The sequence below is a fragment of the Isoptericola sp. NPDC056134 genome, from assembly GCF_042264825.1.
GTDB classification, from domain to species: domain Bacteria; phylum Actinomycetota; class Actinomycetes; order Actinomycetales; family Cellulomonadaceae; genus Isoptericola; species Isoptericola nanjingensis.
This window is the reverse complement of the sequence record NZ_JBHJVM010000013.1, coordinates 68,181-93,635: the sequence shown is the minus strand read 5'-3', so window position 1 is coordinate 93,635 and position 25,455 is coordinate 68,181. Positions and strand designations below refer to the sequence as shown.

Annotated in this window: 27 protein-coding genes; 17 read left to right on the top strand and 10 right to left on the bottom strand. The window is 74.9% G+C overall.

What is annotated here, in order from left to right:
* Positions 1–15: 15 nt before the first annotated feature.
* Entirely contained in the window at positions 16–1,077 is a 1,062-nt protein-coding gene (gene tsaD, locus ACFCZN_RS13995; protein ID WP_430557144.1) for a tRNA (adenosine(37)-N6)-threonylcarbamoyltransferase complex transferase subunit TsaD, read from the bottom strand.
* A gap of 170 nt (positions 1,078–1,247) precedes the next feature.
* Here tsaD and urtA point away from each other — a divergent pair, with 170 nt between their 5' ends.
* Genes urtA through ACFCZN_RS13935 form a run of 12 tightly spaced genes read left to right on the top strand, consistent with a single transcriptional unit; the run spans position 1,248 to position 11,902 of the window.
* A complete protein-coding gene (gene urtA, locus ACFCZN_RS13990; RefSeq protein WP_430557143.1) occupies positions 1,248–2,531 on the top strand; it encodes an urea ABC transporter substrate-binding protein in 1,284 nt (427 codons plus the stop codon).
* A 20-nt stretch (positions 2,532–2,551) separates the two neighbouring features.
* The gene (gene urtB, locus ACFCZN_RS13985) at positions 2,552–3,436 is read left to right on the top strand and encodes an urea ABC transporter permease subunit UrtB (RefSeq protein WP_429764690.1); all 885 of its coding nucleotides are present in this window, start codon (positions 2,552–2,554) and stop codon (positions 3,434–3,436) included.
* Positions 3,433–4,593, top strand: coding sequence for an urea ABC transporter permease subunit UrtC (urtC, locus tag ACFCZN_RS13980; RefSeq protein ID WP_430557142.1), 1,161 nt, complete (start codon positions 3,433–3,435; stop codon positions 4,591–4,593). The genes urtB and urtC overlap by 4 nt, the downstream gene beginning before the upstream one ends.
* Complete coding sequence (urtD, locus tag ACFCZN_RS13975; protein ID WP_430557141.1) at positions 4,590–5,426, top strand: urea ABC transporter ATP-binding protein UrtD; 837 nt, start codon at positions 4,590–4,592, stop codon at positions 5,424–5,426. Before urtC ends, urtD begins: the two co-directional genes overlap by 4 nt.
* On the top strand, positions 5,423–6,124 hold the full coding sequence (locus ACFCZN_RS13970) for an ATP-binding cassette domain-containing protein (protein WP_430557140.1): 702 nt from the start codon (positions 5,423–5,425) through the stop codon (positions 6,122–6,124). The genes urtD and ACFCZN_RS13970 overlap by 4 nt, the downstream gene beginning before the upstream one ends.
* A 31-nt stretch (positions 6,125–6,155) precedes the next feature.
* Complete coding sequence (locus ACFCZN_RS13965) at positions 6,156–6,458, top strand: urease subunit gamma (RefSeq protein WP_429727897.1); 303 nt, start codon at positions 6,156–6,158, stop codon at positions 6,456–6,458.
* A gap of 49 nt (positions 6,459–6,507) precedes the next feature.
* The gene (gene ureB, locus ACFCZN_RS13960; protein WP_429764695.1) at positions 6,508–6,894 is read left to right on the top strand and encodes an urease subunit beta; all 387 of its coding nucleotides are present in this window, start codon (positions 6,508–6,510) and stop codon (positions 6,892–6,894) included.
* Positions 6,894–8,597, top strand: coding sequence for an urease subunit alpha (locus tag ACFCZN_RS13955; protein WP_430557139.1), 1,704 nt, complete (start codon positions 6,894–6,896; stop codon positions 8,595–8,597). Before ureB ends, ACFCZN_RS13955 begins: the two co-directional genes overlap by 1 nt.
* Before the next feature lie 7 nt (positions 8,598–8,604).
* Positions 8,605–9,360 carry an urease accessory protein UreF gene (locus ACFCZN_RS13950; RefSeq protein ID WP_430557138.1) on the top strand — a complete coding sequence of 252 codons (756 nt, stop codon included), beginning with the start codon at positions 8,605–8,607 and terminating at the stop codon, positions 9,358–9,360.
* Positions 9,353–10,144 carry an urease accessory protein UreG gene (gene ureG / locus ACFCZN_RS13945; RefSeq protein WP_430557137.1) on the top strand — a complete coding sequence of 264 codons (792 nt, stop codon included), beginning with the start codon at positions 9,353–9,355 and terminating at the stop codon, positions 10,142–10,144. The genes ACFCZN_RS13950 and ureG overlap by 8 nt, the downstream gene beginning before the upstream one ends.
* Complete coding sequence (locus ACFCZN_RS13940; RefSeq protein ID WP_430557136.1) at positions 10,122–10,922, top strand: urease accessory protein UreD; 801 nt, start codon at positions 10,122–10,124, stop codon at positions 10,920–10,922. Before ureG ends, ACFCZN_RS13940 begins: the two co-directional genes overlap by 23 nt.
* The gene (locus tag ACFCZN_RS13935; RefSeq protein WP_429764702.1) at positions 10,919–11,902 is read left to right on the top strand and encodes a HoxN/HupN/NixA family nickel/cobalt transporter; all 984 of its coding nucleotides are present in this window, start codon (positions 10,919–10,921) and stop codon (positions 11,900–11,902) included. The genes ACFCZN_RS13940 and ACFCZN_RS13935 overlap by 4 nt, the downstream gene beginning before the upstream one ends.
* On the opposite strand, the gene ACFCZN_RS13930 is transcribed toward ACFCZN_RS13935, so the two are convergent.
* Positions 11,843–12,262 (bottom strand): MarR family transcriptional regulator, encoded by a 420-nt coding sequence (locus tag ACFCZN_RS13930; RefSeq protein WP_429764703.1) that lies wholly within the window; start codon positions 12,260–12,262, stop codon positions 11,843–11,845. The genes ACFCZN_RS13935 and ACFCZN_RS13930 overlap by 60 nt on opposite strands.
* Before the next feature lie 92 nt (positions 12,263–12,354).
* On the opposite strand from ACFCZN_RS13930, the gene ACFCZN_RS13925 reads away from it, so the two are divergent.
* Together ACFCZN_RS13925 and ACFCZN_RS13920 are read left to right on the top strand one after the other, a co-directional pair.
* On the top strand, positions 12,355–13,410 hold the full coding sequence (locus ACFCZN_RS13925; RefSeq protein WP_429764705.1) for a substrate-binding domain-containing protein: 1,056 nt from the start codon (positions 12,355–12,357) through the stop codon (positions 13,408–13,410).
* A 71-nt stretch (positions 13,411–13,481) separates the two neighbouring features.
* On the top strand, positions 13,482–14,105 hold the full coding sequence (locus tag ACFCZN_RS13920) for a malonic semialdehyde reductase (protein WP_429764707.1): 624 nt from the start codon (positions 13,482–13,484) through the stop codon (positions 14,103–14,105).
* Positions 14,106–14,195: 90 nt separating this feature from the next.
* Here ACFCZN_RS13920 and ACFCZN_RS13915 read toward each other — a convergent pair whose 3' ends face one another.
* The 7 genes from ACFCZN_RS13915 to ACFCZN_RS13885 form a co-directional block, all read right to left on the bottom strand.
* A complete protein-coding gene (locus tag ACFCZN_RS13915) occupies positions 14,196–15,245 on the bottom strand; it encodes a zinc-binding dehydrogenase (RefSeq protein WP_430557135.1) in 1,050 nt (349 codons plus the stop codon).
* A gap of 81 nt (positions 15,246–15,326) precedes the next feature.
* Positions 15,327–16,244 carry a sulfurtransferase gene (locus tag ACFCZN_RS13910; RefSeq protein ID WP_429764710.1) on the bottom strand — a complete coding sequence of 306 codons (918 nt, stop codon included), beginning with the start codon at positions 16,242–16,244 and terminating at the stop codon, positions 15,327–15,329.
* Positions 16,241–16,891 carry a ribosomal protein S18-alanine N-acetyltransferase gene (gene rimI, locus ACFCZN_RS13905; RefSeq protein WP_430557134.1) on the bottom strand — a complete coding sequence of 217 codons (651 nt, stop codon included), beginning with the start codon at positions 16,889–16,891 and terminating at the stop codon, positions 16,241–16,243. Before rimI ends, ACFCZN_RS13910 begins: the two co-directional genes overlap by 4 nt.
* Entirely contained in the window at positions 16,888–17,622 is a 735-nt protein-coding gene (tsaB, locus tag ACFCZN_RS13900) for a tRNA (adenosine(37)-N6)-threonylcarbamoyltransferase complex dimerization subunit type 1 TsaB (protein ID WP_430547455.1), read from the bottom strand. The genes rimI and tsaB overlap by 4 nt, the downstream gene beginning before the upstream one ends.
* 110 nt (positions 17,623–17,732) lie before the next feature.
* Entirely contained in the window at positions 17,733–18,278 is a 546-nt protein-coding gene (gene tsaE, locus ACFCZN_RS13895) for a tRNA (adenosine(37)-N6)-threonylcarbamoyltransferase complex ATPase subunit type 1 TsaE (RefSeq protein ID WP_429764714.1), read from the bottom strand.
* Positions 18,275–19,576 carry an alanine racemase gene (gene alr / locus ACFCZN_RS13890; RefSeq protein ID WP_430557133.1) on the bottom strand — a complete coding sequence of 434 codons (1,302 nt, stop codon included), beginning with the start codon at positions 19,574–19,576 and terminating at the stop codon, positions 18,275–18,277. The genes tsaE and alr overlap by 4 nt, the downstream gene beginning before the upstream one ends.
* An 8-nt stretch (positions 19,577–19,584) precedes the next feature.
* Positions 19,585–20,589, bottom strand: coding sequence for a pseudouridine synthase (locus tag ACFCZN_RS13885; protein WP_430557132.1), 1,005 nt, complete (start codon positions 20,587–20,589; stop codon positions 19,585–19,587).
* Between the two features lie 33 nt (positions 20,590–20,622).
* Between ACFCZN_RS13885 and ACFCZN_RS13880 the strand changes: the two genes are divergently transcribed.
* Positions 20,623–21,105 carry a glutathione peroxidase gene (locus ACFCZN_RS13880; RefSeq protein WP_429764719.1) on the top strand — a complete coding sequence of 161 codons (483 nt, stop codon included), beginning with the start codon at positions 20,623–20,625 and terminating at the stop codon, positions 21,103–21,105.
* A gap of 122 nt (positions 21,106–21,227) precedes the next feature.
* Here the strand turns inward: ACFCZN_RS13880 and ACFCZN_RS13875 are convergent, their stop codons facing one another.
* On the bottom strand, positions 21,228–22,829 hold the full coding sequence (locus tag ACFCZN_RS13875) for a bifunctional ADP-dependent NAD(P)H-hydrate dehydratase/NAD(P)H-hydrate epimerase (RefSeq protein ID WP_430557131.1): 1,602 nt from the start codon (positions 22,827–22,829) through the stop codon (positions 21,228–21,230).
* 101 nt (positions 22,830–22,930) lie between these two features.
* On the opposite strand from ACFCZN_RS13875, the gene ACFCZN_RS13870 reads away from it, so the two are divergent.
* Entirely contained in the window at positions 22,931–24,442 is a 1,512-nt protein-coding gene (locus ACFCZN_RS13870; protein WP_429764722.1) for a recombinase family protein, read from the top strand.
* A complete protein-coding gene (locus ACFCZN_RS13865) occupies positions 24,397–25,452 on the top strand; it encodes an LLM class F420-dependent oxidoreductase (RefSeq protein WP_429764723.1) in 1,056 nt (351 codons plus the stop codon). The genes ACFCZN_RS13870 and ACFCZN_RS13865 overlap by 46 nt, the downstream gene beginning before the upstream one ends.
* Positions 25,453–25,455 lie beyond the last annotated feature (3 nt).

Here is a 25,455-nt window from a genome sequence, read left to right as displayed (position 1 = left end):
GGTCACGAGGTCTTTTCAGACGGTGATGGTGGTCATCGGCATCGACGAGTCGACCGGGAAGTCGAAGCTCGACGGCGCCGCCCCGGCGCGCACGACGGCGGAACCCAGCGCGGCGATCATCGCGCCGTTGTCGGTGCAGTAGCGGATCGGCGGGATGCGCAGGTCGATGCCCGCCTCCGCGCAGCGCTTCGCGGCCATCTCCCGCAGCTGGCTGTTCGCGGAGAACCCGCCGCCCACGACGAGCGTCTCGACGTCGTGCCGGCGGCACGCGGCGATCGTCTTGGCGGTGAGCACGTCGGCGACCGCGGCGGCGAACGACGCGGCGACGTCGGCCGCCGGGACCTCGCGCCCGGCGTCGACGCAGGCCTCGATCCAGCGGGCGACCGCCGTCTTGAGGCCGGAGAAGGAGAAGTCGTAGGCGTGCTTCGCCTGGTCCTTCGCGGCGGTGAGGCCGCGCGGGAAGCGGATGGCCTCCGGGTCGCCCTCGCGCGCCAGCCGGTCCACGTGCGGGCCACCGGGGTAGGGCAGGCCGAGCAGGCGGCCGACCTTGTCGAAGGCCTCCCCCGCCGCGTCGTCGAGCGTGGAGCCGAGCTCGGTGACGCCCGTCGCGACGTCGTCCACGAGCATCAGCGAGCTGTGCCCGCCCGAGACCACGAGCGCCATCGTGCGGCCCTCGAACGGACCGTCGACGAGCTGGTTCACCGCGGCGTGCCCGATGACGTGGTTGACGCCGTACAGCGGCTTGTTCAGGCCGATCGCGAGCGCCTTCGCCGCGGACGCGCCGATCGTGAGCGGGCCGACCAGGCCCGGGCCGGCGGTGACAGCGATCGCGTCCACCTCGGACAGGTCGACGTCGGCCTCACCGAGCGCGCGCGTGATCGTGGGGACCATCTGCTCCAGGTGGGCGCGGCTCGCGACCTCCGGGATGATCCCGCCGTAGCGCGCGTGCTCCTCCATCGAGCTGGCGACGGCGTCGACCAGGAGCTCGTCGCCGCGGACGAGCGCGACGCCCGTCTCGTCGCAGGAGGTCTCGATACCGAGGACGAGGGGGTCACCGACCCCGTGCGCGGATGCCATGGCCCCATGATCGCACCGGCGCGGGGGCGAACGCTCCGGCCACCTCTCCGGCACCCGTCCCCACCAGCCGTAACACGATGGTGACACCGAACTCACGGCGGGGACACGTGGACGTACTTGGGTTCATCTGAACCTAACCGGCCCCCGGGCCACGGCCACGAAGGAGCACCATGCGTCCTCGAAGCAGCACGGGCACCACGCGCACCGGCACCACCCGACCTGTCGTCGCCTCCCTCGCCGTCCTCGCCGTCGCCGCCCTCTCGGCCTGCGGGGCCCGGGTGGACGCCGCGAGCGGCGATGCCTCGGCCTCCGCGGCGGAGGGCTGCGTCGACACCTCGGGCGACACGGTCAAGGTCGGCTTCCTCAACTCGCTGTCGGGCACGATGGCGATCTCCGAGCAGACCGTGCACGACTCGCTCCAGCTGGCCGCGGCCGAGATCAACGCCGACGGCGGCGTGCTCGGCAAGCAGCTCGAGATCGTCTCCGAGGACGGCCAGTCCGAGCCCACCGTCTTCGCGGAGAAGGCCACCAAGCTCATCACCAGCGACTGCGTGGCGGCCGTGTTCGGGGGCTGGACGTCGGCGTCGCGCAAGGCGATGCTGCCGGTCTTCGAGGCGAACGACTCGCTGCTGTTCTACCCGGTGCAGTACGAGGGCCTCGAGGCCTCGGAGAACATCTTCTACACCGGCGCCACGACCAACCAGCAGATCGTGCCCGCCCTCGACTACCTCGCCGAGCAGGGCACCACGTCGCTGTTCCTCGTGGGCTCCGACTACGTGTTCCCGCGCACCGCGAACAAGATCATCAACGCGTACGCCGAGGCGCACGGCATCGAGATCGTCGGCGAGGAGTACGCGCCGCTCGGCCACACGGACTTCTCCACCATCGTCAACAAGGTGAAGGCCGCCGGGGCGGACGCGGTGTTCAACACCCTCAACGGCGACTCCAACGTCGCGTTCTTCAAGGAGTACAACAACGCCGGTCTGTCCGCCGACGACATGCCCGTCGTCTCCGTCTCGATCGCGGAGGAGGAGGTGGGCGGCATCGGCGTGGACAACATCGAGGGCCAGCTCACCGCCTGGAACTACTACCAGACGGTCGACAGCCCCGAGAACGACGCGTTCGTGAAGGCGTTCCAGGCCGAGTACGGCGACGACCGTGTGACGTCCGACCCGATGGAGGCCGCCTACACGTCGCTGTACCTGTGGAAGGCGATGGTCGAGAAGGCGGACTCCTTCGACGTCGCGGACGTGCAGGCGGCCGCGGACGGCGTCACCTTCGACGCCCCCGAGGGCACCGTCGTCGTGGACGGCGAGAACCACCACGTCGCCAAGACGGCGCTCGTCGGGCGCATCGGCGAGGACGGCCTCATCCACACCGAGTGGAGCTCCGAGGAGCCCATCGAGCCCGACCCGTTCCTCGAGGGCTACGACTGGGCCGACGGGCTCTCCTGACCGGGGCCCCTGGACACGACATGGACACCCTCCTCTCCCAGCTCTTCGCGGGCCTGAGCCTCGGCTCGGTGCTGCTGCTCGCGGCCCTGGGCCTCGCCCTGACCTTCGGTCAGATGGGCGTGATCAACATGGCCCACGGCGAGTTCATGATGGCGGGCGCCTACACGGCGTTCGTGATCCAGGGGCTGCTCGGCGACCCCGGCGCGAGCCTGCTCGTGTCGCTGCCGCTCGGGTTCCTCGTCGGCGGGGCGCTCGGGCTGCTGCTCGAGGCCACGCTCATCCACCGCATGTACCGGCGGCCGCTCGACACGCTGCTCGTCACCTGGGGCGTCGCGCTGCTGCTGCAGCAGGTGGCGCGCGACGTGTTCGGCGCCCCCAACGTGGACGTGGCCGCGCCCGGCTGGCTGTCGGGCGCGGTCACGGTCGGCGGGCTCGCGCTGCCCAGGACCCGGCTGTTCATCCTCGCGCTGGCCGTCGTGTGCCTGGTCGCGCTGGCCGTCGTCATGAAGGCCACCCCGCTGGGACGCCGCATCCGGGCCGTGGTGCAGCACCGCGACCTGGCGGAGGCGTCCGGCATCTCGTCGCGGGCCACCGACCGGCTGACGTTCTTCGTCGGCTCCGGCCTCGCCGGGATCGCCGGCGTCGCGCTGACCCTGCTCGGCTCGGTCGGCCCGACGCTCGGCACGGGCTACATCGTCGACGCGTTCCTCGTCGTCGTCGCGGGCGGCATCGGGCAGATCAAGGGCACCGTGATCGCGGCGACGGCGCTCGGCCTGCTGCAGGCGTTCTTCGAGTACTCCACCACGGCGTCCGTCGCGAAGGTCCTCGTGTTCGTCGTCATCGTCGCCTTCCTGCAGGTACGACCCCAGGGCCTGGTCTCGGTCCGGACGAGGAGCCTCGCATGACCGGCAGCACGAGCACCCGCACCGCACGACTGTCCGCCCTCGTCCGCCCGGGCCGGGCGCGCGCCACGGCCGGGTTCGGCCTCGCGGCCGTCCTGCTCCTCGCCGTCGCGCCGGTGCTGCTCAGCCCGTTCCGGCTCGGCCTGCTCGGCAAGTTCCTGTGCCTGGCCATGGTCGCCGTCGGCATCGGCCTCGCCTGGGGCCGCGGCGGCCTGCTCACCCTCGGCCAGGGCGTGTACTTCGGCCTGGGCGCCTACGTCATGGCGATGCACCTCAAGCTCGCCGACGCCGGCCCGGGCGGCGTGCCCGACTTCATGCTGCTCTACGGCACCGGCGAGGTGCCCGGCTGGTGGGAGCCCCTGCGCTCGCCGGCCGTCGCCCTCGCCCTGGTCGTGCTCGTGCCCGCCGCGCTCGCCGCCGCCCTCGGCTGGGCCGTCTTCACGCGGCGGGTGCGGGGCGCGTACTTCGCGATCCTGTCGCAGGCCCTCGCCGCCGCGTTCGCCATCCTGTTGATCGGCCAGCAGCAGACGACGGGCGGTACCAACGGGCTCAACGGGTTCCGGTCGTTCTTCGGCTACGACCTCGCCGACCCGGTCAACCAGCGGATGCTCTACCTGATCGCCGCGGGGGTGCTGCTCGTGATGGTCGTGGGCGCCCGCCAGCTCATGGTGTCGCGCTTCGGCGAGGTCCTCGTCGCCGTCCGCGACCAGGAGGACCGCGTCCGGTTCCTCGGCTACGACCCGGCGGCCGTGAAGACCGTCGTCTACGTGGTCGCGGCCGTGATGGCCGCCGTCGGCGGGGCGCTGTTCGTGCCCGTCGTCGGGATCGTCTCCCCCGCCGACGTCGGCGTCGTGCCGTCCATCGGCTTCCTCGTCGGCGTGGCCATCGGCGGCCGGGCGACCCTGCTCGGCCCCGTCCTCGGCTCCGTCGCCGTGAGCTGGGCGCAGACCTCGCTGTCCGAGCAGTTCCCCTCCGGCTGGATCTACCTCCAGGGGGCGCTGTTCGTGCTGGTCGTCGCCTTCCTGCCCGGCGGCCTGGCGTCGGTCGTGCCGATGCTGCGTCGCCGGCGTCGCGCCGGCCGTGAGGCGGAGCCGGAGGCCCCCGCCGCCCCGGGCGACGCCCCGTCCCCCGACCTCCTGCCCGAAGGGAGCCGTGCATGAGCGAGCAGACCGAGATCGACCTCGCCGCCGCGGAGGCGCTGCTGGGGGACGACACCGCCCGGTTCCGCCACGACTACCTCGAGGTGCGCGGCCTGCGGGTGGAGTTCGGCGGCTTCGTCGCCGTCCGCGACGTCGACCTCACCGTCGCCCAGGGGGACCTCCGGTTCCTCATCGGCCCCAACGGCGCGGGCAAGACGACGCTCATCGACGCCGTCACCGGCCTCGTGCGGGCGGCCGGCGGCTCGGCCCGGTTCGGCGGGACGGAGCTGCTGGGGCGGGCCACGCACCGTGTCGCCCGGGCGGGCGTCGGCCGCACGTTCCAGACGGCGAGCGTGTTCGAGCAGCTCACCGTGCTGCAGAACCTCGATATCGCCGCCGGCGCGCGCCGCCGGCCGACGACGATGCTCCGTCGGCGACGGGGCGTCCCGGAGGCGGTCGAGCAGGCGATGGAGACCGTCGGCCTCGCCGCGCTGCGCGACGTGCCCGCGGGCGTCCTGGCGCACGGCCAGAAGCAGTGGCTCGAGATCGGGATGCTGCTGGTGCAGGACGCGCACCTGCTGCTGCTCGACGAGCCCGTCGCGGGCATGACCCAGGCGGAGCGCGAGGAGACCGGCGAGCTGCTGCGCCGGGTGGGCTCCCAGCGCGTCGTCGTGGTGGTGGAGCACGACATGGAGTTCCTGCGCTCCTACGCAAACTCGGTGACGGTCATGCACCAGGGCGCCGTCCTCGCCGAGGGGACGGTCGCCGAGGTCCAGCAGGACCCGGCGGTCGTCGAGGTCTATCTCGGCGCCCCGGCGGGCGAACGAGCCACCACGACGGAGGGACCCGCATGATGCTCGAGCTGACCGGCCTGAGCACGGGGTACGGCCGCACGGCCGTCGTGCACGACGTGGACCTCGACGTCGCGGACGGCACGCTGACCGCCGTCCTCGGCCACAACGGGGCGGGCAAGACGACGCTCCTCAAGGCGGTGCTCGGGCTGCTGCCCGCGCGGGCCGGGTCCGTGCGCCTGGCCGGAGACGACGTCACGCGCTGGCCGACCCACCGGCGCGTGCGCGCCGGGATCGCGTACGTGCCGCAGGGCCAGCAGTCCTTCGGCCAGCTCACCGCTCGGGAGAACCTGCAGGTGGTCGCCGACGCCCACGGCGCCGCCGGCCGTCGCCGCACCGACGACGCGCTCGACCTGTTCCCCGCGCTGCGCGAGCTGCTCGGCCGCCAGGCGGGGCTCCTGTCGGGCGGCCAGCGCCAGCAGCTCGCCATCGCCCGGGCACTCGTCACCGGCCCGCAGCTGCTGGTGCTCGACGAGCCCGCCGAGGGCATCCAGCCGAACGTCGTGAGCGAGATCTACGCGGCGATCACGTCGCTGACGGCGGCGGGCGGGCTGTCCGCGCTGCTGGTGGAGCAGCACCTCGGCTACGCCGTCGAGCACGCCGCCGGGTACGCCGTGCTCGCCTCCGGGCGGGTGACCCACCGGGGCTCGGGCGGCGGCGCCGACGCACTCGCCGGCGCCCGCGAGGCGATGGCGCTGTGAGCCGCACGCCCGTGCGCACCGAGGAGGACGCGTGCACCTGACCCCCGCCGACACCGAGAAGCTGCTGCTCGCCGTGGCGGGCATGGTCGCGCGCGACCGCCTCGCGCGCGGCGTGCGGCTCAACCACCCCGAGTCGGTCGCCCTGCTGTCGTGCTGGGTGATCGAGCGGGCCCGCGACGGCGCCGACGTGCCGACCCTCATGCAGGACGGCCGCGAGGTGCTGGGCCGCGAGCAGGTGATGGACGGCGTGCCCGAGATGCTCGTCGACGTGCAGGTCGAGGCCACCTTCCCCGACGGCCGCAAGCTCGTGACCCTGCACCATCCCATCCCGTGACCCCGGCACCCGCCGGCCGCCTCGACCCGACCCCGACCCAGGAGGTCCCGTGACCGCACACGTCGCCACCGGCCCCGGCGCGACCCGCGTCGCCCCCGGGCGCCTCGAGCTCAACGTGCGCCCGGCGCACGAGCGGCTGCGCCTCGTCGTGGAGAACACCGGCGACCGGCCGGTGCAGGTGGGCTCGCACGTGCACCTGCCCGACGCCAACGACGCGCTCCGCTTCGACCGCGCCGCCGCGCACGGCTTCCGGCTCGACGTCCCGTCCGGCACGTCGCAGCGGTTCGAGCCGGGGGTGAGCCGCGAGGTCGACGCCGTGACGATCCGCGGCGCGCGGCGCGTGCCGGGCATCCGCCGGGGCAAGACCGACGGCGGCGCGCTCGGCGCCGTCCCGTCCCCGGAGGCCACGGCGCCGCACGACGAGCAGGAGGACTGATGGTCTGGATCGACCGGGAGCGCTACGCGGCCCTGTACGGGCCGACCGTCGGCGACCAGCTGCGCCTCGGCGACACCGACCTGTGGATCGAGGTCACCGAGGACCGCACGGTCGGCGGCGAGGAGGCCGTGTTCGGCGGCGGCAAGTCCATCCGGGAGTCGATGGCGCAGTCGACGCGGAGCCGTGCCGCCGGGGCCCTGGACACCGTGATCACCGGCGTCGTCGTCCTGGACTGGTGGGGCGTGGTCCGGGCGGACGTCGGGCTGCGCGACGGGCGGGTCGTCGCGGTCGGCCGTGCGGGCAACCCGGACGTGGCCGACGGCGTGCACCCGGACCTCGTCATCGGGCCGTCGACCGACGTGATCTCGGGCGAGGGCCGGATCCTCACCGCCGGCGGCTTCGACCCGCACGTGCACCTGCTGTCGCCGTCGGCGCTGCACGAGGCGCTGGCCACCGGCATCACGACCGTCGCCGGGGGCGGCACGGGCCCGTCCGAGGGCTCGAAGGCCACCACGGTGACGCCCGGCGCCTGGCACCTGCGGTCCGTGCTGCGCGCGCTGGACCACCTGCCGCTCAACGTGCTGCTGCTCGGCAAGGGCAACACCGTGGGCGAGGAGGCCCTCGCGGAGCAGGCCCTCGCCGGAGCGGCCGGGTACAAGGTGCACGAGGACTGGGGCTCCACGCCCGCCGCCCTCGACGCGGCGCTGCGGGCCGCCGACGAGTGGGGCCTCCAGGTGGCGCTGCACTCCGACTCGCTCAACGAGGCCGGGTTCGTCCAGTCCACGATCGACGCGATCGGCGGCCGGGGGATCCACGCGTACCACGTCGAGGGCGCGGGCGGCGGGCACGCCCCCGACATCCTCACCATCGCGAGCCTGCCGCACGTGCTGCCGGGGTCGACCAACCCGACCCTGCCCCACACGGTGAACACCGTGGCGGAGCACCTCGACATGCTCATGGTCTGCCACCACCTCAACCCCGCCGTCCCCGAGGACCTGGCGTTCGCCGAGTCGCGGATCCGGGCGTCGACCATCGCCGCCGAGGACGTGCTGCACGACCTCGGGGCCATCTCCATCACCTCCTCCGACGCCCAGGCGATGGGCCGCATCGGCGAGGTGATCACCCGCACCTGGCAGGTGGCGCACGTGATGAAGCACCGGCGCGGGCCGCTGTCGGGCGCGGAGCCGGCGGACAACGAGCGCGCCCGCCGGTACGTCGCGAAGTACACGATCAACCCGGCGGTCGCGCACGGCGTCGACGCCCACATCGGCTCCGTGGAGCCGGGCAAGCTGGCCGACCTCGTGCTGTGGGACCCCCGGTTCTTCGGGGTCCGGCCCGAGCTCGTGATCAAGGGCGGGGTGATCGCGTGGGCGGCGCTGGGCGACCCGAACGCGTCCATCCCCACGCCGCAGCCGGTGCTCATGCGTCCCGCGTTCGGCGACGCCGTCGGCGCCGACACCTCGCTCGCGTTCGTCGCGCCGGCCGCGATCGAGGACGGCCTGGCCGGGCGCCTGGGCCTGCGCCGGCAGCTCGCCCCCGTCGCACCCACGCGCGGCGTCACCAAGGCGGACATGCGCAACAACGACGCGCTGCCGGACATCGACATCCGCCCCGACACCTTCGAGATCCGCGTCGACGGCGACCTGGTCGAGCCCGCACCCGCGGTGCGCCTGCCGCTCGCCCAGCTCTACTCGATGTTCTAGGCCGCCCATGACGTCCCTGTCCCCGCACCCCGCCACGGTCGCGATGCTGCTCGCGGACGCCCGCCTGCCCGGCGGCGGGCACGCCCACTCCGCGAGCCTCGAGCCCGCGCTGCGCGGCGGCATGCCGCCGGCCGACGTGCCGGCGTGGATGGTCGGTCGGGCGACGACGGTCAGCCTGGTGGAGGCCGGCACGGCGGTGGTCACCGCCCGGCTGCTGGCCGACGCCGGGCCCGCCGCCGGGACGGTCGACGCGCCGGACGACCGGGTCGACGCCGTCGTGCGCGCCTGGGCGGCGCGGACGCCCTCCCCCGCGCTGCGGGACGCGTCGCGCCTGCTGGGCCGCGGGTACCTGCGGGTCGCACGCACCCTGTGGCCGGGCAGCGCGGCCGTGCACGTCCTCGCCCGGCACGACGCGGCGAGCCGCCGGGAGAGCACGGGGCACCCGCGCGGCACCGGCGCGCCGCCGCGCGCCGTCGTGCTCGGCGCGATCTGTGCGGCGGCCGGCGTCCCCCCGGCGGACGTCGTCCGGCTGACCGTCTACGACGACGCCCAGGCGGCGGCGTCGGCCCTGCTCAAGCTCGAGCCGCTGGACCCCCTCGCCCCGGCGCGGTGGGTCCTCGACGCGTGCACCGCCGCCGAGGAGCACGTGCTCCGCGTCGCGGCGTGCGCCACCCCGGAGGACATCCCGTCCTCCGGTGCCCCGTTGACCGAGGGCTGGGCCGAGGCCCACGCCGTCACGACCCAGAGGTTGTTCCGTGCCTGAATCCACTCCCCCCGCCACGCCCGCGAACCCGTCGCTCCCCGCCCGCGCCCTGCGCCTGGGCGTCGCCGGCCCCGTCGGCGTCGGCAAGTCCTCCCTGATCGCGACCGTGTGCCGGGCGCTGTCCGACGAGCTCGCGATCGGCGTCATCACCAACGACATCTACACCGACGAGGACGCGCGCTTCCTGCGGTCCGCCGGCGTCCTGGACCCTGAGCGCATCCGCGCCGTCGAGACCGGCGCCTGCCCGCACACCGCCATCCGCGACGACGTCACCGCCAACCTGCTCGCGGCCGAGGACCTCGAGCGCGACTTCGCGCCCCTCGACCTCGTGATCATCGAGTCCGGCGGCGACAACCTCACCGCCACGTTCTCCCCCGCCCTCGTCGACGCGCAGATCTTCGTGCTCGACGTCGCGGGCGGGGGCGACGTCGCGCGCAAGGGCGGGCCCGGCATCGGCCGCGCCGACCTCCTCGTGGTCAACAAGACCGACCTCGCGCCGCACGTCGGGGTGGACGTCGGGCAGATGGTCGCCGACGCGTCGGCCGCCCGCGACAGCCGGGACGTCGTCGCCCTGTCGCGCACGGACCCGGCGTCCGTCGCGGAGCTGCGGACGTGGCTCCTCGGCGTGCTCGACCTGTTCCGCGCCGGCGCGCACGTGGCGCAGGACCCCGGCCCGATGGCGCCGCACTTCCACGCCGACGAGGAGGGCGGGGGCGTCCTGCACAGCCACGCGGACGGCGACCGGTCGCACGGGCACGAGCATGCGCACACCCCCGCGCACTGAGGTCCGCCGCACGCTCGTCGAGGTCGAGCCGGGCACCGTGCCGGGCGCCCCCGTGCGCGTGCGCACCCGGGACGGGCTGCTCGCGGCGCGGACCGTCGCGCGCGGGGCCGCGCACGCGGAGGTGGCGCTCGTCGCGACCGGCGCGGTGCTGCTCGGCGGCGACCACGTCACCGTGCAGGTGCGCGTCGCCGACGGCTGCGCACTCACCCTCACCGACGTCGGCGGCACGGTCGCGTACGACGGCGAGGGCGTGCCGTGCCGCTGGGACGCCGAGGTGCGGCTCGGGGCCGGCGCGCGGCTCGACTGGGAAGGCCTGCCGTTCGTCGTGTCCACGGGCGCGGACGTGACCCGGTCGACGGACGCGGTGCTCGGCCCGGGCGCGCGGCTGCGGCTGCGCGAGACCGTCGTGCTGGGGCGCGACGGCGAGCGCGGCGGCCGCGTCGTGCTGCGGTCCCGCGCGCACGACGACGACGGGCCGCTGCTCGTCGAGGAGGTCGTCGCCGCCGGCGACCGCCCCGTGCCGGGGGTCCTGGGCGGGGCGCGCGTGGTCGACACCGTGACCGACCTCCGGGGCACGCCTGACGACGACCCCGCCGACGACCCCGCCGCGATCAGCCCCGACGGCGCGGTGACGCTGCGCCTGGAACGCGGCGGCACCCTGACCCGCTGGCTCGGGCCCACCGCTCATCTCAGCCCGTTGCACCGGTCTCATCCCGTACCGGCCCGCCCCGTCGCGGCGCCGCCCGCGCCGCCCCTCGTCCGTCTGGAGCCCGCATGACCCGCACCGCCCTCGTCGTCGCCGCCCTGCACGTCGTCGGGATCGGCGGCCTCGCCGCCACCCTCGCCCTGGACGGCGGATCCGGCGCAATCACCCTCGTCATGGCCCTCACGGCGTACGGGTTCGGCCTGCGGCACGCGTTCGACGCCGACCACATCGCCACGATCGACAACACGACGCGGCGGCTCGTGCGCGAGGGCCGCGACGCGCGCGGGGTGGGCCTGTGGTTCTCGCTCGGCCACTCGACGGTGGTCGTGGGCGCCGCGCTCCTGCTCGCCGTCGGTGTGCAGGCGCTGGCGCCCGCGCTCGAGGACGAGTCGTCGCCCTGGCGCCGGTTCACCGGCGTGTGGGGCCCTGTCGTGTCGGGCACCTTCCTGCTGACGATCGCCGTGGTGAACGTGCTGCTGCTCCGCCGTGCCCTGCGTGCCGGCCGGCGCGCGGCGGGCGACGGCCACCACCACGACCTCGACGCCGCCGGCGGCCCGGTCTCGTGGGCGCTGCGCCGGTTCGCGTGGGCCACCGACAGGCCGGGGCGCATGTACGGCGTGGGGCTCGTGTTCGGGCTCGGCTTCGACACCGCCACGGAGATCGGCCTGCTCGCGATGACGGCCTCGACCGCCATGGGCCAGGTGCCGTGGTACGCGCCGCTGCCGCTGGCGGTGCTGTTCGCCGCCGGGATGTCGCTGCTCGACTCCCTGCAGGGCTCGGCCGCCCGGCGCGCGTACGCCCAGGCGGGCGTCGGCGCGGAGCGGGGCCGCCTGCGCTACGACGTGCTGGTCACCGGCGTCTCCGCCGCGGCCGCGGTGGGCATCGGCGGGGTGACCCTGCTGCAGGTGGCCGCCGAGCACGTCCCCGCCCTGGCCGAGGTGCCGGGAGCGTCGGTCGGCCTCGAGCCCTACGGCCTGGTGCTCGCCGGGGTGCTACTGGTCGCCTGGCTGGTCGCCCTGCTCCGCCTCCGCCAGCCGCGCGTCGAGGTCTGACAGCACGTCCCGCCCCCGGGACGACAGGTGGACGCGGACCACGCGACGGTCAAAGGCGTCCACCTCGCGGTACACCAGCGCGCGGGTGACGAGCGCGTCCACGCGACGGCCGAGAGTCGCCTTGTCCGTGACCGTCGCGGCGCGCAGCTCGGACATCATGGCGCCCGGCCGCCGCCGCAGCGCGTCCAGCACGAGCCACTCGTCGACGGTGCAGCCGGCGGGCGCGACGGCCTCGGCCGCGCGTCGCGCGGCGCGCCGCCCGGCCACCACGGAGCCCCGCAGCGCGGCGGCGGCCGTCGCCCCGGACGCACCCACGTCCGGGCCCGCCGTGGGGCTCTCCGACCGCGTCGACGTCCGCATGCTGACCCGCCTTCCCTCGCGCTCGTACACTACCGGCCATCACAGGCCGGGGCCCGGGCCCGGACCAGGGCCCCTCGCGCGGACGGGACGTCATGTCGGACTTCGTCGTCGGCGTCCTGCTGCACTTCCAGGGGCCGGGCGGGATCTACGGCCCCTCGTGCCAGGCCGTCACGGAGCTCGCGGTCGCCGAGCTCAACGCCGCGGGCGGCATCCTCGGGCGCCCGGTGCGCGCCGAGCTGCTCGACGCCGGCCAGCCGGTCGACCGGCTCCGTCGGCGCCTCGGGGCCGCGCTCGACGCCGGGCGCCTGCACGCGCTCACCGGGTGGCACACGTCGGCGGTGCGGCGCGCCGTCGTGCCGCTCGTGCAGCGCCGCGTGCCGTACGTGTACCCCGCGGCGTACGAGGGCGCCGAGACCCGCCCGGGTCTCTACGTCACCGGGGAGGTGCCGTCGGCGCAGCTCTTCCCCGCGATCGAGCGGCTGCGGGCCGAGGCGGGCACGCGCCGGTGGTTCGTCGTCGGGGACGACTACGCCTGGCCCCGCGGCACGTACGCGGCGCTGGCGCCGCAGCTGGCCGCGCTCGGCGCCGGGTTCGCGGGCGCGCGCTTCCTGCCGGAGCAGGGGGCGAGCGACGCGCAGCTCGCGGCCACGCTCGACGACGTGGCGCGCTCGGGCGCCGAGGGGGTGCTGCTGCTGATGGTCGGGCAGAACGGGGTGCGGTTCAACCGCCTGTTCGCGCGGCGGGGCCTGCACGAGCGGGTCGTGCGGCTCAGCACGCTCATGGAGGAGAACATGCTCATGGGCAGCGGGGCCGGCGCGACGGCGAACCTGTACTCGGCCGGCGGCTGGTTCCGCAGCCTCGCGACCGGGGAGGCGCTCGACCTGGTGGGCCGCTACACGGCGCACCACGGGCTGCACGCGCCCGCGATCGGTGCGGCCGCCGAGGCCTGCTACGAGGGGATCCTCGCGCTGCGGTCGATCGTCGAGCGGGCGGGCAGCGCCGTCGTCGCCGCGACCGACCGCTCCGTCGACGGGCTCACGTACGAGGGGCCGCGCGGCCTGGTCCGGTTCCGCGGCAACCACGCGGAGCAGAGGCTGTACCTCGCGCGTGCCGACGGGTTCGACTTCGACCCCCTCGCGGCGCTGTGACCTGGCCTGCTGTGGGGCACGTCACGGCCGCACCCGGAATCATGCGTCTGCATCGATCTGTTACGGCAACCATGACCGAGACCCTCACGCACCCGTCCACGTCTCTCGCCGTCGGCGACGAGGTGGCGGACCTCCTGTTCCGCTCCGCCCGCACCACCTCCCTGTGGACCGACGAGCCCGTCACCGACGAGCAGCTCACCTCCGCCTGGGACCTGGCGAAGTTCGGGCCCACCGCGATGAACACCCTCCCCCTGCGCGTGCTGGTGCTGCGCTCGGGCGACGCGCGCGAGCGCCTCGTGGCCCACATGGGCGACGGCAACAAGGACCGCGTCGCCGGCGCGCCGGTCTCCCTGGTGCTGGCCGCGGACCCGGCCTTCCACCAGCACCTCGACACCCTCTTCCCCGCCTACCCGGGCATGAAGGAGCAGCTGGAGCCCGCCGCGGAGGTCCGCGAGCAGATGGCCCGCAACAACGCCCTCATCCAGGCCGGGTACCTCATCGTGGGCCTGCGGGCCGCCGGCCTCGCCGCAGGCCCGATGAACGGCATGGACTTCGACGGCGTCGACGCCGAGTTCTTCGCCGAGTCCGGCTGGAAGTCGTTCCTCGTCGTCAACGTCGGCCACGCCGAGGGCGAGGGCTCGCCCTACCCGCGCGGCCCGCGCCTGTCCTTCGACGAGGTCGCGCAGGTCCTCTGACCCGCGCCTCCACGACGCAGGCACGGCCCGGTCCCCCGAGAGGGCCGGGCCGTCGTCGTCCCCGGCGTCGGCGCCTGGGCCGGTCGCCGCCTAGGGCCGCAGCACGAGCTTCCCGACGTGCGCCCGGCGGGCGAGCTCCTCCTGCGCCCGGGCCGCGTCCTCCAGCGGGAACGTCGCCGCGACCACGGGCTCGATCTCGCCGCGGCGGGCCAGGTCCATCAGCAGGCCGAAGTGCGCGCGCGTGTGCATCGACGAGCCGACGACCTGCGCGTTGTGGAGGTACAGGCGACGGACGTCGAAGGCCACCTCGTGCCCGCCGAGCGCCCCGGCGACGACCCACCTCCCACCCTCGCGCAGCAGCGGCAGCCCGTCGCCCAGCAGGTCGCCGGCGACCACGTCGAGCACGACGTCGACGCCGTCCGGGGCCGTGGACCGGACCTGTTCGACGACGTCGTGCGCCCGGTCCACGACGACGTCGGCGCCGGCGTCGCGCACGGCGGCGATCTTGTCGCCGCTGGAGATCGCCAGCACGCGCCCCCCGCGGGCGCGGGCGAGCTGGACGAGCGCCAGGCCGACCCCGCCCGACGCCCCCGAGACCAGGGCGGTCTCGCCCTCCCGCAGGCCGCCCCGCTCGATCATGCCGAGCGCGGTGCCGTAGGCGGTGGGCAGGGTCGCGAGCTGGTCGTCCGTGAGGGGCGACCCCGTCATGTCGTGCACCTGGTCGGCGGGCGCCGTCACGTACCCGGCGTACCCGCCGTCCCGCTCGCTGCCCATGAGGCCCACCGGGTGGGCGTCCGGACCGTCGCCGTCGTAGCTCGCCGGGTCGATCACGACCCGGAGCCCGACGAGGCCCGCGTCCGCGCCGGCGCCGACGGCCACGACCTGCCCCGCGACGTCCGCGCCCTGGGTCCGTGGGAAGTCGACGGGGCCGCGCCAGCCGGACAGCGCCGCCGGGTCGCCCGGCCTGCCGTAGGCCCCCTCCCGGGTCCACAGGTCGGTGTTGTTCAGCGCCACCGCGGCCACGCGCACCAGCGCCTCCCCCGGCCCGGGCGCCGGGACGGCGACCTCCGCCACCTGGAGGACCTCCGGGCCCCCGTGCCGGTGCATCCGTACCGCGCGCATCGTCTCGGGCGTGCTCATCGATCGACCTCCCGTGTATACAGATCGGTATACACGCGACGCTAGCACGACTCCCGGGGACCACCAGGGGAACGAGGCGCGCTAGGGCCGGTCGCCTGTGTCCGCCGGTCGCGACGGGTCGTTCGACCACTGCGACCATGACCCCGGGTACAGGGCCGCAGGGATGCCCGCGCACGCCAGCGCGGCGATCTCGTGCGACGCCGTGACACCCGACCCGCAGTAGACGCCGACGGCGAGCACCTCGTCGTCGTCCGCTTCCTCCGGCGCGTCGGCGGGCGCGCTCAGGCCCAGGTCGGCGAACCGGCCCTGGAGCGACTCCTCGTCGAGGAACGTGCCGTCCTCGCGCAGGTTCTCCGTGGTCGGGGCGCTCACGGCACCGGGCACGTGGCCCGCGCGCGGGTCCACGGGCTCGCTCTCGCCCCGGTACCGCTCGGCGGCCCGCGCGTCGAGCAGGGTGCCGGTCTCGGCCAGGTCCGCCGCGTCGTCGGCGTCCAGCACGGGCAGGTGTCCCGGACGGGCCACCAGGTCGCCCGGCGCGTGGACGACCTCACCGCTCTCCAGCGCGTAGCCCGCCCGGACCCAGGCGGGCAGGCCGCCGTCGAGGATGCGCACGTCGTCGACGCCGAAGTAGCGCAGCAGCCACCAGGCCCGCGCCGCGGACGTGCCGCCCACCGTGTCGTACACGACGACACGTGAGGAGCTCCGCAGCCCCCAGGCCCGCGCGCTGCGCTGGAACGAGGACGCCGAGGGCAGCGGGTGGCGGCCCTCCTCCGCCGACGGCTCCGCGGCCAGCTCGGACTCCAGGTCCACGTACACGGCGTCGGGCAGGTGCCCCCCGAGGTAGCGCTCCCGGCCGTCGGTCATGCCGAGCGCCCAGCGGACGTCGAGCAGCACGGGCGCGCCGTCGGCCGGGTCCGGCCCGGCACTCAGCCGCAGGTCCGCCGCGAGCTCCGCGACCGTCACCAGCACCCGCGAGCGCGGCGAGTCCTCGCGGGTCACGACGTCGTCCCTGGTCGCGCGTGATCGTCGCGCAGGTCGAGCCGCATCGTGAAGGCGTCCTTGTCCTCGGGCTGGTAGTACCGCTTGCGCAGCCCGATCCGCTCGAAGCCGTGCCGTTCGTACAGCGCGAGTGCGGGCTCGTTGTCGACCCGCACCTCGAGCAGGACCGCCTCCGCCTTGAGCTTGCGCGCCCGCCCGACGAGCGCCTCCAGCAGGGCGCGCCCCACGCCGTGCCGCTGGTAGTGGGGGTCCACGCCGATCGTCATGATCTGCGCGACGTCGCCGTCGAACCAGAGACCGGCGTACCCGACGACGGGCTTCGGGCCGATCCCGTACACCGCGACGGCGTCCTGGCCGGCGGGCTCGGCCACGACGTACCAGCGCCCGAGCGCGGCCAGCTCGTCGGCGAGCATCCCGTAGGTCCACGCCCCGGCGCCGAACAGCACCCGCTCGAGCTGGAGCACCCGGTCGAAGTCCGTGCTGGCCAGCGGGCGCAGCCGGCACGACGGCTCGTACACGTGCTGCACCGTGCGCGGCAGGTCCGGGGCGGGGCGCTCGGGCTCGTCGGCGACCGGCCCGGTGGTCGGTTGCTCGGAGGTCGGCTGCTCGGAGGTCGGCTGCTCGGAGGTCGGCTGCCCGATGGTCATGCCGGGCTCCCGGTAGCGGGGACGAGGCGCGCCGGCGCCGGCTCCTGCACGTCGGGCCGGCGCAGGTACAGCGGCTCCGTGGGCAGCTCCTCGCCGGCGGCGCGGCGGGCGAGCGCGAGGCGCGCCAGGACCGCGGCGTCCGGGACGAGCGGGGCGTCCTCGTCGGCGGGCAGGTGCTCCGGGTACAGGGTGGCGCCCTCCCCCACGACGACCAGGCGCCCGCCGTCGGCGGGCGCGTCCGCGAGCCGCGCGGCGACGTCGGCGGCCTTGTCCACTCCCGGACCGGCCAGGGTCTCGACGACGGGGACCCCGTGCGGGCCCTCGTGCGCGACGACGCGGTAGTGGGCCCAGTAGACCTCCTTGCGGCGGGCGTCGGTCGCGACGAGCACCTCGTCGCCCGGCGTCAGCCCGAGGTCGGCGACCGCCTGCACCGCGACCGCGTCCACGCTCGGCACGCCGAGCACGTCGATCCCGAGCGCGAGCGCCAGGGTGCGCGCGGTCACGAGCCCCACGCGCAGGCCGGTGAACGGTGCGGGCCCGGTGCCCACCGCGACGGCCGTGAGGTCCGTGCGGTCCAGGCCGGCGTCGGCGAGCACCGCGTCGACGAGCGGGGCCAGCGACTCGGCGTGCCGGCGTCGCTCGTCGGCCGAGCGCGCGGCGAGCCGGGCGCCGCCGGGGTCGACGAGCGCGACGGCGACGGCTGCGGAGGTATCCAGTGCGAGAACGGCCACGGCCTCAGCCTACGTTTCCCGCGGCCCGGCCGGGGGACGCATCGTCCGTGCTGAGTCGATCCTCGAGACCGAGGTCTGAGGATCGGTTCAGCATGCTCGATTCTTCCGGGTCAGCGCGCGGTGAGGGCGGCCAGGTCGACGCCGGCCCAGCGGGGGCCGACGCCGCGCAGCGTCGCGTGGCGGGTCCCGGCGCCGGGGTCGGCCTCGTCGTCGTCGGGCGCGCCGGCGGCCGTGCCGCGGGGGCGCTCCAGGTCGATCTCCAGGCGGTCGTCGGTGAGCGCCTCGGCCAGCCCGCGGCCCCACTCGACGACGGTGACCGACTCCTCGAGGGACGAGTCCAGGTCCAGCGCGTCCAGCTCCCCCAGGCCTCCGAGCCGGTAGGCGTCCACGTGCACGAGGGCGGGACCGCGCGTGCCGTCCTCGCGGGGCAGCGGCGGGTGCTCGCGCGCCACGATGAACGTGGGCGACGCCACCTGGCCCCGGATGCCCAGCGCGGCTCCCAGGCCCTGGGTGAGCGTCGTCTTGCCCGCCCCCAGGTCCCCCGTGAGGATCACCAGGTCGCCCGCCCGGAGCACGCCGGCCAGGGCCGCCCCCAGCGCCCGCGTGGACTCCGCGTCCGGCAGGTCCGTCTCCGTCCGCACGACGACGTCGCTCACCGCTGCACTTCCTTCCAGGTCTCCGTGTCGGCCTTCGTGGCGAGGCCCGTGTACACGCGCACCGCGCGCGCCCCGATGCCCGTGACGATCTCGTAGCTGATGGTGCCCGCGGCGCGGGCCCAGTCCTCGGCGTTCGGCACCGTGGCGCCGCGTTCGACGCCGTCCGACGCCCCGAAGAGGGTGACGACGTCGCCCTCGCGCTCCGTGGCGTCCGGCCCGAGGTCGAGCACGAACTGGTCCATGCACACCCGCCCCGCCACGCGCAGCACCCGGGCGGACGCGCCGCTCCCGACGCCGACCGGGCCGCCGACGCCGAGGCTGCCGCCTGACGCGTGCCGCTGGATGCCGTCCGCGTAGCCCAGGGGCACCACCCCGAGCCGGGTGTCGCGCGGCGTCGTGTAGTGGTGCCCGTAGGACACGCCGTGGCCGGCCGGCACCTCCTTGACGGTGGCGAGCCGCGCCTGCAGCGTCATCGCGCCGCGCAGCCCGTAGTCGCCGGGCGCGCCGAGCTGCGGCACCGGCGAGTGCCCGTAGACGGCGATGCCGGGCCGGACGAGGTCGTGGTGCAGCCGGGGGTCGGTGAGCACGGCGGCCGAGTTCGCGAGGTGCCGCACCTCGAGCGACGCGCCGGAGGCCTCGACGACGGCCACCGCGGCGTCGAACGCCGCCGCCTGGAGGGCGATCGACGGGTGCCCGGGCTCGTCGGCGCACGCCAGGTGCGACATCACGCCCACCACCCGCAGCACGCCCTCGGCCTCGAGCGCAGCCGCCCGGCGCACGACGTCCGGCAGGTCGGCGGGCACGATCCCGCTGCGACCGAGGCCGGTGTCGACCTTGAGGTGCACGCGGGCGGGCTCGCCGACGGCCCGCGCGCCCGCGGCCACCTCGTCGAGCGCCCACGGCGCCGCGACGCCGACGTCCACGCCCGCCGCGACCAGCCGGTCGAACGGCGCCCCCGGCGTCGCGAGCCAGGTCAGCACCCGGGCGTCCGCGGTCGTGACGCCGCCGGCGCGCAGCGCGAGGGCCTCGGCGGGGACCGCCGTGCCGAGCCAGGTCGCACCGCCCGCGAGCGCCGCCCGCGCCACCGGCAGCATCCCGTGCCCGTACCCGTCCGCCTTCACCACGGCCATCACCGCCGCGCCCGGGGCGTGGCCCGCCAGCGCGCGCACGTTGTCGCGCACTGCGGACAGGTCGACGACCGCGCGCGCCAGCGCGTCGTCGGGGAAGGGCAGGTCGGCCGGCGCGGCGGGTGTGCTGTCGGCCGGGACCGCGGAGGGGACCTCGGTGCTCACGGTCATCGATTCTCTCACCGCGCGCCGTCGCCCCTGCCGCCGTCTTCCGCGCCCTCGCGACCCGGCCACGCGGCGAGGCGCCGGCGAGAGCGGAACTCGCGGGGTTCGCCGGCGATCGGGTCGACGAACGCGAGCGAGCGGGCGAGCAGCTGCAGGGGCCGGTCCGGGTCGTCGGGCGCGTCCTCGCGCAGCACCGGCCAGAACGGGTCGTGCAGCAGGGGCAGCCCGAGCGACGCCATGTGCAGGCGGAGCTGGTGCGTCTTGCCGGTGTGCGGTTCGAGCCGGTAGAGCCCGAGGCCGCGGGCCTCGTCCCGCGCGACGAGCGTCACCCGCGACTCCGCGTTCGGCTCGCCCGGCTCCTCCTGGGCCCGCACCACGCCCCGGTGCTTGACGATGCGCGAGCGCACCGTCGTCGTGCCCTCGCGGGCCAGGACCGACCCCGGAGCCGGCAGCGGCGCGACCGCCTCGTAGACCTTGCGCACCGCGCGGTCCTGGAACGCCGTCTGGTACGCGCCGCGCACCTCGGGCCGCACGGTGAGCACGAGCACGCCGGCGGTGGGCCGGTCGAGCCGGTGCGCGGGCACCAGCTCGGGCAGGTCGAGGGTGGCGCGCAGGTGCACGAGCACCGTGCGGGTCACCCAGCGCCCGCGCGGCATCGTGGCGACGAGGTGCGGCTTGTCCACCACCAGCAGGTCGTCGTCGCGGTGCAGCACCTCCAGCTCGGCGAGGGCGGGCACCTCCGGCTCGTCGGCGGGCGGGTCGCGGTACAGGTAGAGGAACCCGCGCGGCGCGTACGGGGTGGCGTCGTCGACGACGGCGCCCGCGCCGGTCACGACCTCGCCGGCGGCGAGCTTCTCCCGCAGCCGGGCGGCGTCGTCGCCGAACCGCTCCAGCAGGTACTGCGTCGCCGTCGCGTACCGGGCGACGCTGGCCGCGTCGTGCGGCAGCACGACGCGCGTGGGGTTGAGGCCGTCCCGCACGGGCAGGGGCGGGACGTGCTTGCGCGGACCGGGTGGCACCGGACCATTGTCGCGCGCGGCATGATGGCCCGTATGAGCCTCTACGACATCCGGTTCGAGCGCATGGACGGCACGACGACGACGCTCGCGGAGCACCGCGACGACGTGGTGCTGGTGGTCAACGTCGCCTCGCGCTGCGGGCTCACCCCGCAGTACGAGGCGCTGGAGCAGCTGCAGAAGACGTACGCCGACCGCGGGTTCACCGTGATCGGCTTCCCGTCCAACCAGTTCCTCCAGGAGCTCTCCACCGACGAGAAGATCGCCGAGTTCTGCTCCACCACCTACGGCGTCACGTTCCCCGTGGTCTCCAAGGTCCGCGTGAACGGCCGCCACACGCACCCGCTGTACGCCGAGCTGAAGAAGACCCCCGACGAGGGCGGCCACGACGGCCGCATCCGCTGGAACTTCGAGAAGTTCGTCGTGCTGCCCGGCGGCGACGTGCACCGGTTCTCCCCGCAGACCGTGCCCGACGCCCAGGAGATCGTCGACCTCATCGAGAAGTCCCTGCCGAGGTAGTCATCAGCCCGGCGAGGTAGTACGAGTCCCCGCGAGGTAGTCCGGATCACCGCGAGGTAGTACGCCACCCGCCGAGGTACGACGACCCGTCGACGGCGCTGGTCAGGTGCTCCCGACCGTCGTCAGGCCCCGGACAGCAGGGCGGCTACCTCGCCCGGCACCGCCGTCGCGACGTCGAGCGCCGCCACGGGGCCGCCCGGGTTCGCGCGGTGCGCGGCGCGACCGTGCACCAGCGCCGCCGCGGCGGCGACCTCGGCCGCGAGCGCCGGGTTCTCGACGACGTCACGAGACCGGGCCGCGAGCATCGCGCCGAGCACTCCGGCGAGCACGTCGCCCGCGCCCGCGGTGGCCAACCAGCCCGGCCCGTCGGCCTGCGCGTAAGCCCCGCCCGTCCCGACGACGACGGTCACGCCTCCCTTGAGCAGCACCGTCGCGCCGGTGAGCTCGTGCGCCCGCCGCGCCCAGCGCAGCGGCTCGGCCTCGACGTCCGGGCGGCGCACGTCCTGGCCGCGCGAGCGCAGCAGCGCCGTCAGCTCGCCCGCGTGCGGGGTGAGCACGAACCACGCCGGGACGCGCCCGTCGAGCAGGCCCAGCCCGCCGGCGTCGACGACCGCCGGCACGGGGCCGCCCGCGGTCCCGGCGAGCTTGCCAGCCGCCGCCGCGAGGGAGGCGCGCCCCCGCTCGTGCTGGCCGTCGTCCAGGCCGTCGGCCTCCCCCTCGCGCGCCGCCTCCGGCCCGCCGGGGAGGCCCGGACCCACCACCCACGACTGCACGCGGCCTGGCGCGGTGACGACCTCGGGGCGTGCGGCGAGCACCGTCCGCCCGACGGACTCGGAGCCGCGGTGGCGCACCATCCCGGCCCCGGTCCGCACCGCGGCGGTCGTGGCGAGCACCGCCGCGCCGGGGTACGTCGCCGTGCCCGCGACGACGCCGACCACGCCGCGCGTGTACTTGTGGTCCGCGGGGCCCGGCACCGGCCACGACGCGGCGACGTCGGCGGGCTCCAGCCGTCGCACTGTCGGCGCGCCGGCGAGGTCCAGGCCTATGTCCACGACGCCCACCTCGCCCGCCAGCCCCGACGCCGGCGGCAGCAGCAGCCCGGGCTTGGCCGCGCCGAACGTCACCGTGCGGTCGGCTGTGAGCACCGGGCCGGACACCGCGCCGTCGTCCACCCCGATCCCCGACGGCACGTCCACCGCGACCACCCACGGTCGACCCGGCCCCGCCGCTGCGAGCGCGCGCCTGGCCCCGACACGCCGGTCGATGAGGGCCAAGAGCCCGCTCACAGCGTCCTGGGCGAGGCCGCGCAGGGGGCCGCGCGCGCCGATGCCGACCAGCCCGTCGAGGACGACGTCGGCGCGTGCGGCGTCGTCCACCACCGCGGTGAGGCCCTCGGGCGCCGCGAACAGCTCCACGACCCGGCCCCCTGCGCGCTCCAGCGCCGCGCGGCCGCCGGCGTGGAACTGCTCGGCGACCAGCACCGCCGTGACCCCCAGCCCCCGCCGCGCCAGCACCGCGCCCGCGTGCAGCGCGTCGCCGCCGTTGTTGCCCGCCCCCGCGAGCACCACGACCCGCGCGCCCCGCACCGGGCCCCGGCGGACCGCGACGTCCCGGAGCACGAGCGTCGCGAGCGCGAACGCCGCCCGCTCCATCAGCGGCACCCCCGCCGCGAGCAGCGGCTCCTCGGCGGCACGGACGTCGGCAGCGGACCAGGCGGAGATCATGGGACGCATCCTGCCGCGGGTGCGGATCCCATGCCCGTTGCCTCACAGCCTCGGGGTTGCCTCTTGACAGCGGACTTTTCGCCAGTGCCAGCATCAACATCGTGACCTGGGACGACATACCTGACGCCGAATACCGCCGTATCTCCGCCGACAAATCCGGGGAGGGGCGCGACATCACACGCCAGGGTGCGGACAACGCGGCGCTCGCTGCGGATGCCGGGCGGACCTTCGGCGACACGCCATATGTGGATCCCAGCGTGAGCGCGGCCGATGTCGACGCCGTCCGGCCGGAGTTCCTACGGCTCCTCGAAGATCTGGAGGCGGGCCGGGTCAATGGTGTGGTCGTGCACACGATCGATCGCCTCGTCCGCCGTTTCGATGATCTTCAGCGCCTGCTCGACATCTGGGACAGGGCCAGTGAATGCGGCCGAGAGATCCGACCGATCGTCACCTCGACACGGTCGTTCGACCTTCATGTCCCGTCCGACGTGATGCTCCTCGCGATGGAGGTGATCGCCGCGGACCAAGAGATCCGCAGAACGCGCCGTCGGGCCGTTCGCTCCCATCTCGACAACGCCCGGCGAGGGCGGGCCGGTGGGGGCCCACGGCCGTTCGGGTGGAACGACGACCGCCAGACCTTGCACCCGGTCGAGTCCGCCGCAGTGCGGGAGGCGGTGCTCGATGTCATGGCAGGCGCCGCAGGGTGGGGCCAGGTCGCGAACAGATGGAACGACGTCGGCCTACGCACGCCGTTCGGCAACACCTGGATCGCGGCCAACGTCCGTGCGACGTTGCGCAATCCACGACTCGCAGGGATCCGGACCTACAAGGGCGAGCCGGTCGTCCATGAGGACGGGACCTACGTAAAAGGCCCATGGCAGTCCATCCTCACGATCGAGCAGTGGGAGACGTACTGGGCCGTCGTCGGACCTGATCGCGGCGTCCCGCGCACACAGGAGCCACGTCGCTACCTCCTCTCGGGCCTGCTGCGCTGCTCGAGATGCACGAAGAAGCTGATCGGGAAGACGACGTCGACCAAGGGGCTGATCTATGCATGCCCACCCCGTGGGTCCGGCGGATGTGGGGGCACGTCGATCCGGGGGCGTGCGGCGGAAAAACTCGTCGAAGAACTTGTCCTCCGGCGTCTCGAGGCCGGTCGCGAGACCAGCAGGGCATCGACGACGTTCACCGGCGATGCCGAGCTCGACGAGATCCGGGCGACCGCCGGGCGGGTGCTCCGCGAGATTCAAGACGGTGAGCCGTCCGCTCGACGTCTGGCGACCATCGAGGTTCTCGAGGAACGCGAGGCCCTGCTGATTCGCGAGAAGGTCCGGTCGGCCGCGGTCGCTGCGCGAGAGGGAGGAAAGTCCGGCGACGTCCGTGCGGCGTGGCGCTCCTCGTCCTGGTCCACGAAGCGGTCCACGATCCTCGACGTGCTGGCCGTGGTCGTCGTGATGCCGCACTCGGGCGCCAACAACAAGGTCGACCCGGACAGACTCGTACCGACATGGCTCCACGGCGATTCGCGGACTAGAGCAGGCTATCCCCCGGGCATAGGCTCACAGCCATGGAGTTCGGACTCTTCATCCCCCAGGGATGGCGCCACGACCTGACCGATGTTCCGCCGTCGCAGCAGTGGGAGGTGATGCTCTCCCTTCTTCACTACGCCGACAACGCCGCGGCCGGTGAAGCGGTCCCGGGCGGGGAGTTCGCTTGGTCGTCCGTCTGGGTCTATGACCATTTTCATTCCGTTCCGATCCCCAGCACCGAGGCGACGCACGAGGCGTGGACGCTGATGGCGGCGTTCGCGGCGGCGTCCCAGCGCGTCAAGCTGGGCCAGATGTGCACGTGCATGTCGTACCGCAACCCCGCCTACCTGGCGAAGGTCGCCTCGACGGTGGACGCGATCTCCGGCGGCCGCGCCCAGCTCGGCATCGGCGCCGGCTGGTACGAGCACGAGTGGCGCGCCTACGGGTACGGCTTCCCCAGCGCGGGCGAGCGCCTGCGTGCCCTGGACGAGGGCCTGCAGATCATCACCCAGATGTGGCGCACCGGGTCGTCCGGCACGTTCGACGGCGAGCGCTACCAGGTGGACGGCGCGCTCTGCTACCCGCAGCCGCTGCAGCAGCTCCCGGTGGGCGACGGCGGCGCCGAGGTGCCGAGCATCCCGCTGTGGGTGGCAGGCGGCGGCGAGAAGAAGACGCTGCGGATCGCCGCGCGGTTCGCGCAGTACACGAACTTCGCGGGCGACCCCGAGACGTTCGCGCACAAGTCGTCGATCCTGGAGCAGCACTGCCGCGACCTGGGCCGCGACTTCGGGGAGATCACCCGCTCGTCCGACTACAACGTGGTCATCGGGGAGAACCAGGCCGAGGTGGACGACCGGTTCGCCTGGATCGAGTCGCACTTCCGCAAGCACGCCCCCGGCGAGCGGGGTGAGCAGGAGATCGCGAACTGGCGCAACAGCCCCGTCGTGGGCACGCCCGAGCAGGTCGTCGAGAAGCTCTCGGCCCTGCGCGACCTCGGCATGACGTACGCCATCACGTACTTCCCGAACGCCGCGGCCGACCGCGACCAGATCGAGCTCTTCCAGCGGCAGGTCATCCCCGCCCTGCAGGACTGAGCG

What these genes read in the sequence shown, in the direction of transcription:
- tsaD (WP_430557144.1), bottom strand. Translation starts at nt 1,077, where the DNA reads ATGGCATCCGCGCACGGGGTCGGTGACCCCCTCGTCCTCGGTATCGAG.
- urtA (WP_430557143.1), top strand. Translation starts at nt 1,248, where the DNA reads ATGCGTCCTCGAAGCAGCACGGGCACCACGCGCACCGGCACCACCCGA.
- urtB (WP_429764690.1), top strand. Translation starts at nt 2,552, where the DNA reads ATGGACACCCTCCTCTCCCAGCTCTTCGCGGGCCTGAGCCTCGGCTCG.
- urtC (WP_430557142.1), top strand. Translation starts at nt 3,433, where the DNA reads ATGACCGGCAGCACGAGCACCCGCACCGCACGACTGTCCGCCCTCGTC.
- urtD (WP_430557141.1), top strand. Translation starts at nt 4,590, where the DNA reads ATGAGCGAGCAGACCGAGATCGACCTCGCCGCCGCGGAGGCGCTGCTG.
- ACFCZN_RS13970 (WP_430557140.1), top strand. Translation starts at nt 5,423, where the DNA reads ATGATGCTCGAGCTGACCGGCCTGAGCACGGGGTACGGCCGCACGGCC.
- ACFCZN_RS13955 (WP_430557139.1), top strand. Translation starts at nt 6,894, where the DNA reads ATGGTCTGGATCGACCGGGAGCGCTACGCGGCCCTGTACGGGCCGACC.
- ACFCZN_RS13950 (WP_430557138.1), top strand. Translation starts at nt 8,605, where the DNA reads ATGACGTCCCTGTCCCCGCACCCCGCCACGGTCGCGATGCTGCTCGCG.
- ACFCZN_RS13940 (WP_430557136.1), top strand. Translation starts at nt 10,122, where the DNA reads ATGCGCACACCCCCGCGCACTGAGGTCCGCCGCACGCTCGTCGAGGTC.
- ACFCZN_RS13935 (WP_429764702.1), top strand. Translation starts at nt 10,919, where the DNA reads ATGACCCGCACCGCCCTCGTCGTCGCCGCCCTGCACGTCGTCGGGATC.
- ACFCZN_RS13930 (WP_429764703.1), bottom strand. Translation starts at nt 12,262, where the DNA reads ATGCGGACGTCGACGCGGTCGGAGAGCCCCACGGCGGGCCCGGACGTG.
- ACFCZN_RS13925 (WP_429764705.1), top strand. Translation starts at nt 12,355, where the DNA reads ATGTCGGACTTCGTCGTCGGCGTCCTGCTGCACTTCCAGGGGCCGGGC.
- ACFCZN_RS13920 (WP_429764707.1), top strand. Translation starts at nt 13,482, where the DNA reads ATGACCGAGACCCTCACGCACCCGTCCACGTCTCTCGCCGTCGGCGAC.
- ACFCZN_RS13915 (WP_430557135.1), bottom strand. Translation starts at nt 15,245, where the DNA reads ATGAGCACGCCCGAGACGATGCGCGCGGTACGGATGCACCGGCACGGG.
- rimI (WP_430557134.1), bottom strand. Translation starts at nt 16,891, where the DNA reads ATGACCATCGGGCAGCCGACCTCCGAGCAGCCGACCTCCGAGCAGCCG.
- alr (WP_430557133.1), bottom strand. Translation starts at nt 19,576, where the DNA reads ATGACCGTGAGCACCGAGGTCCCCTCCGCGGTCCCGGCCGACAGCACA.
- ACFCZN_RS13880 (WP_429764719.1), top strand. Translation starts at nt 20,623, where the DNA reads ATGAGCCTCTACGACATCCGGTTCGAGCGCATGGACGGCACGACGACG.
- ACFCZN_RS13875 (WP_430557131.1), bottom strand. Translation starts at nt 22,829, where the DNA reads ATGATCTCCGCCTGGTCCGCTGCCGACGTCCGTGCCGCCGAGGAGCCG.
- ACFCZN_RS13865 (WP_429764723.1), top strand. Translation starts at nt 24,397, where the DNA reads ATGGAGTTCGGACTCTTCATCCCCCAGGGATGGCGCCACGACCTGACC.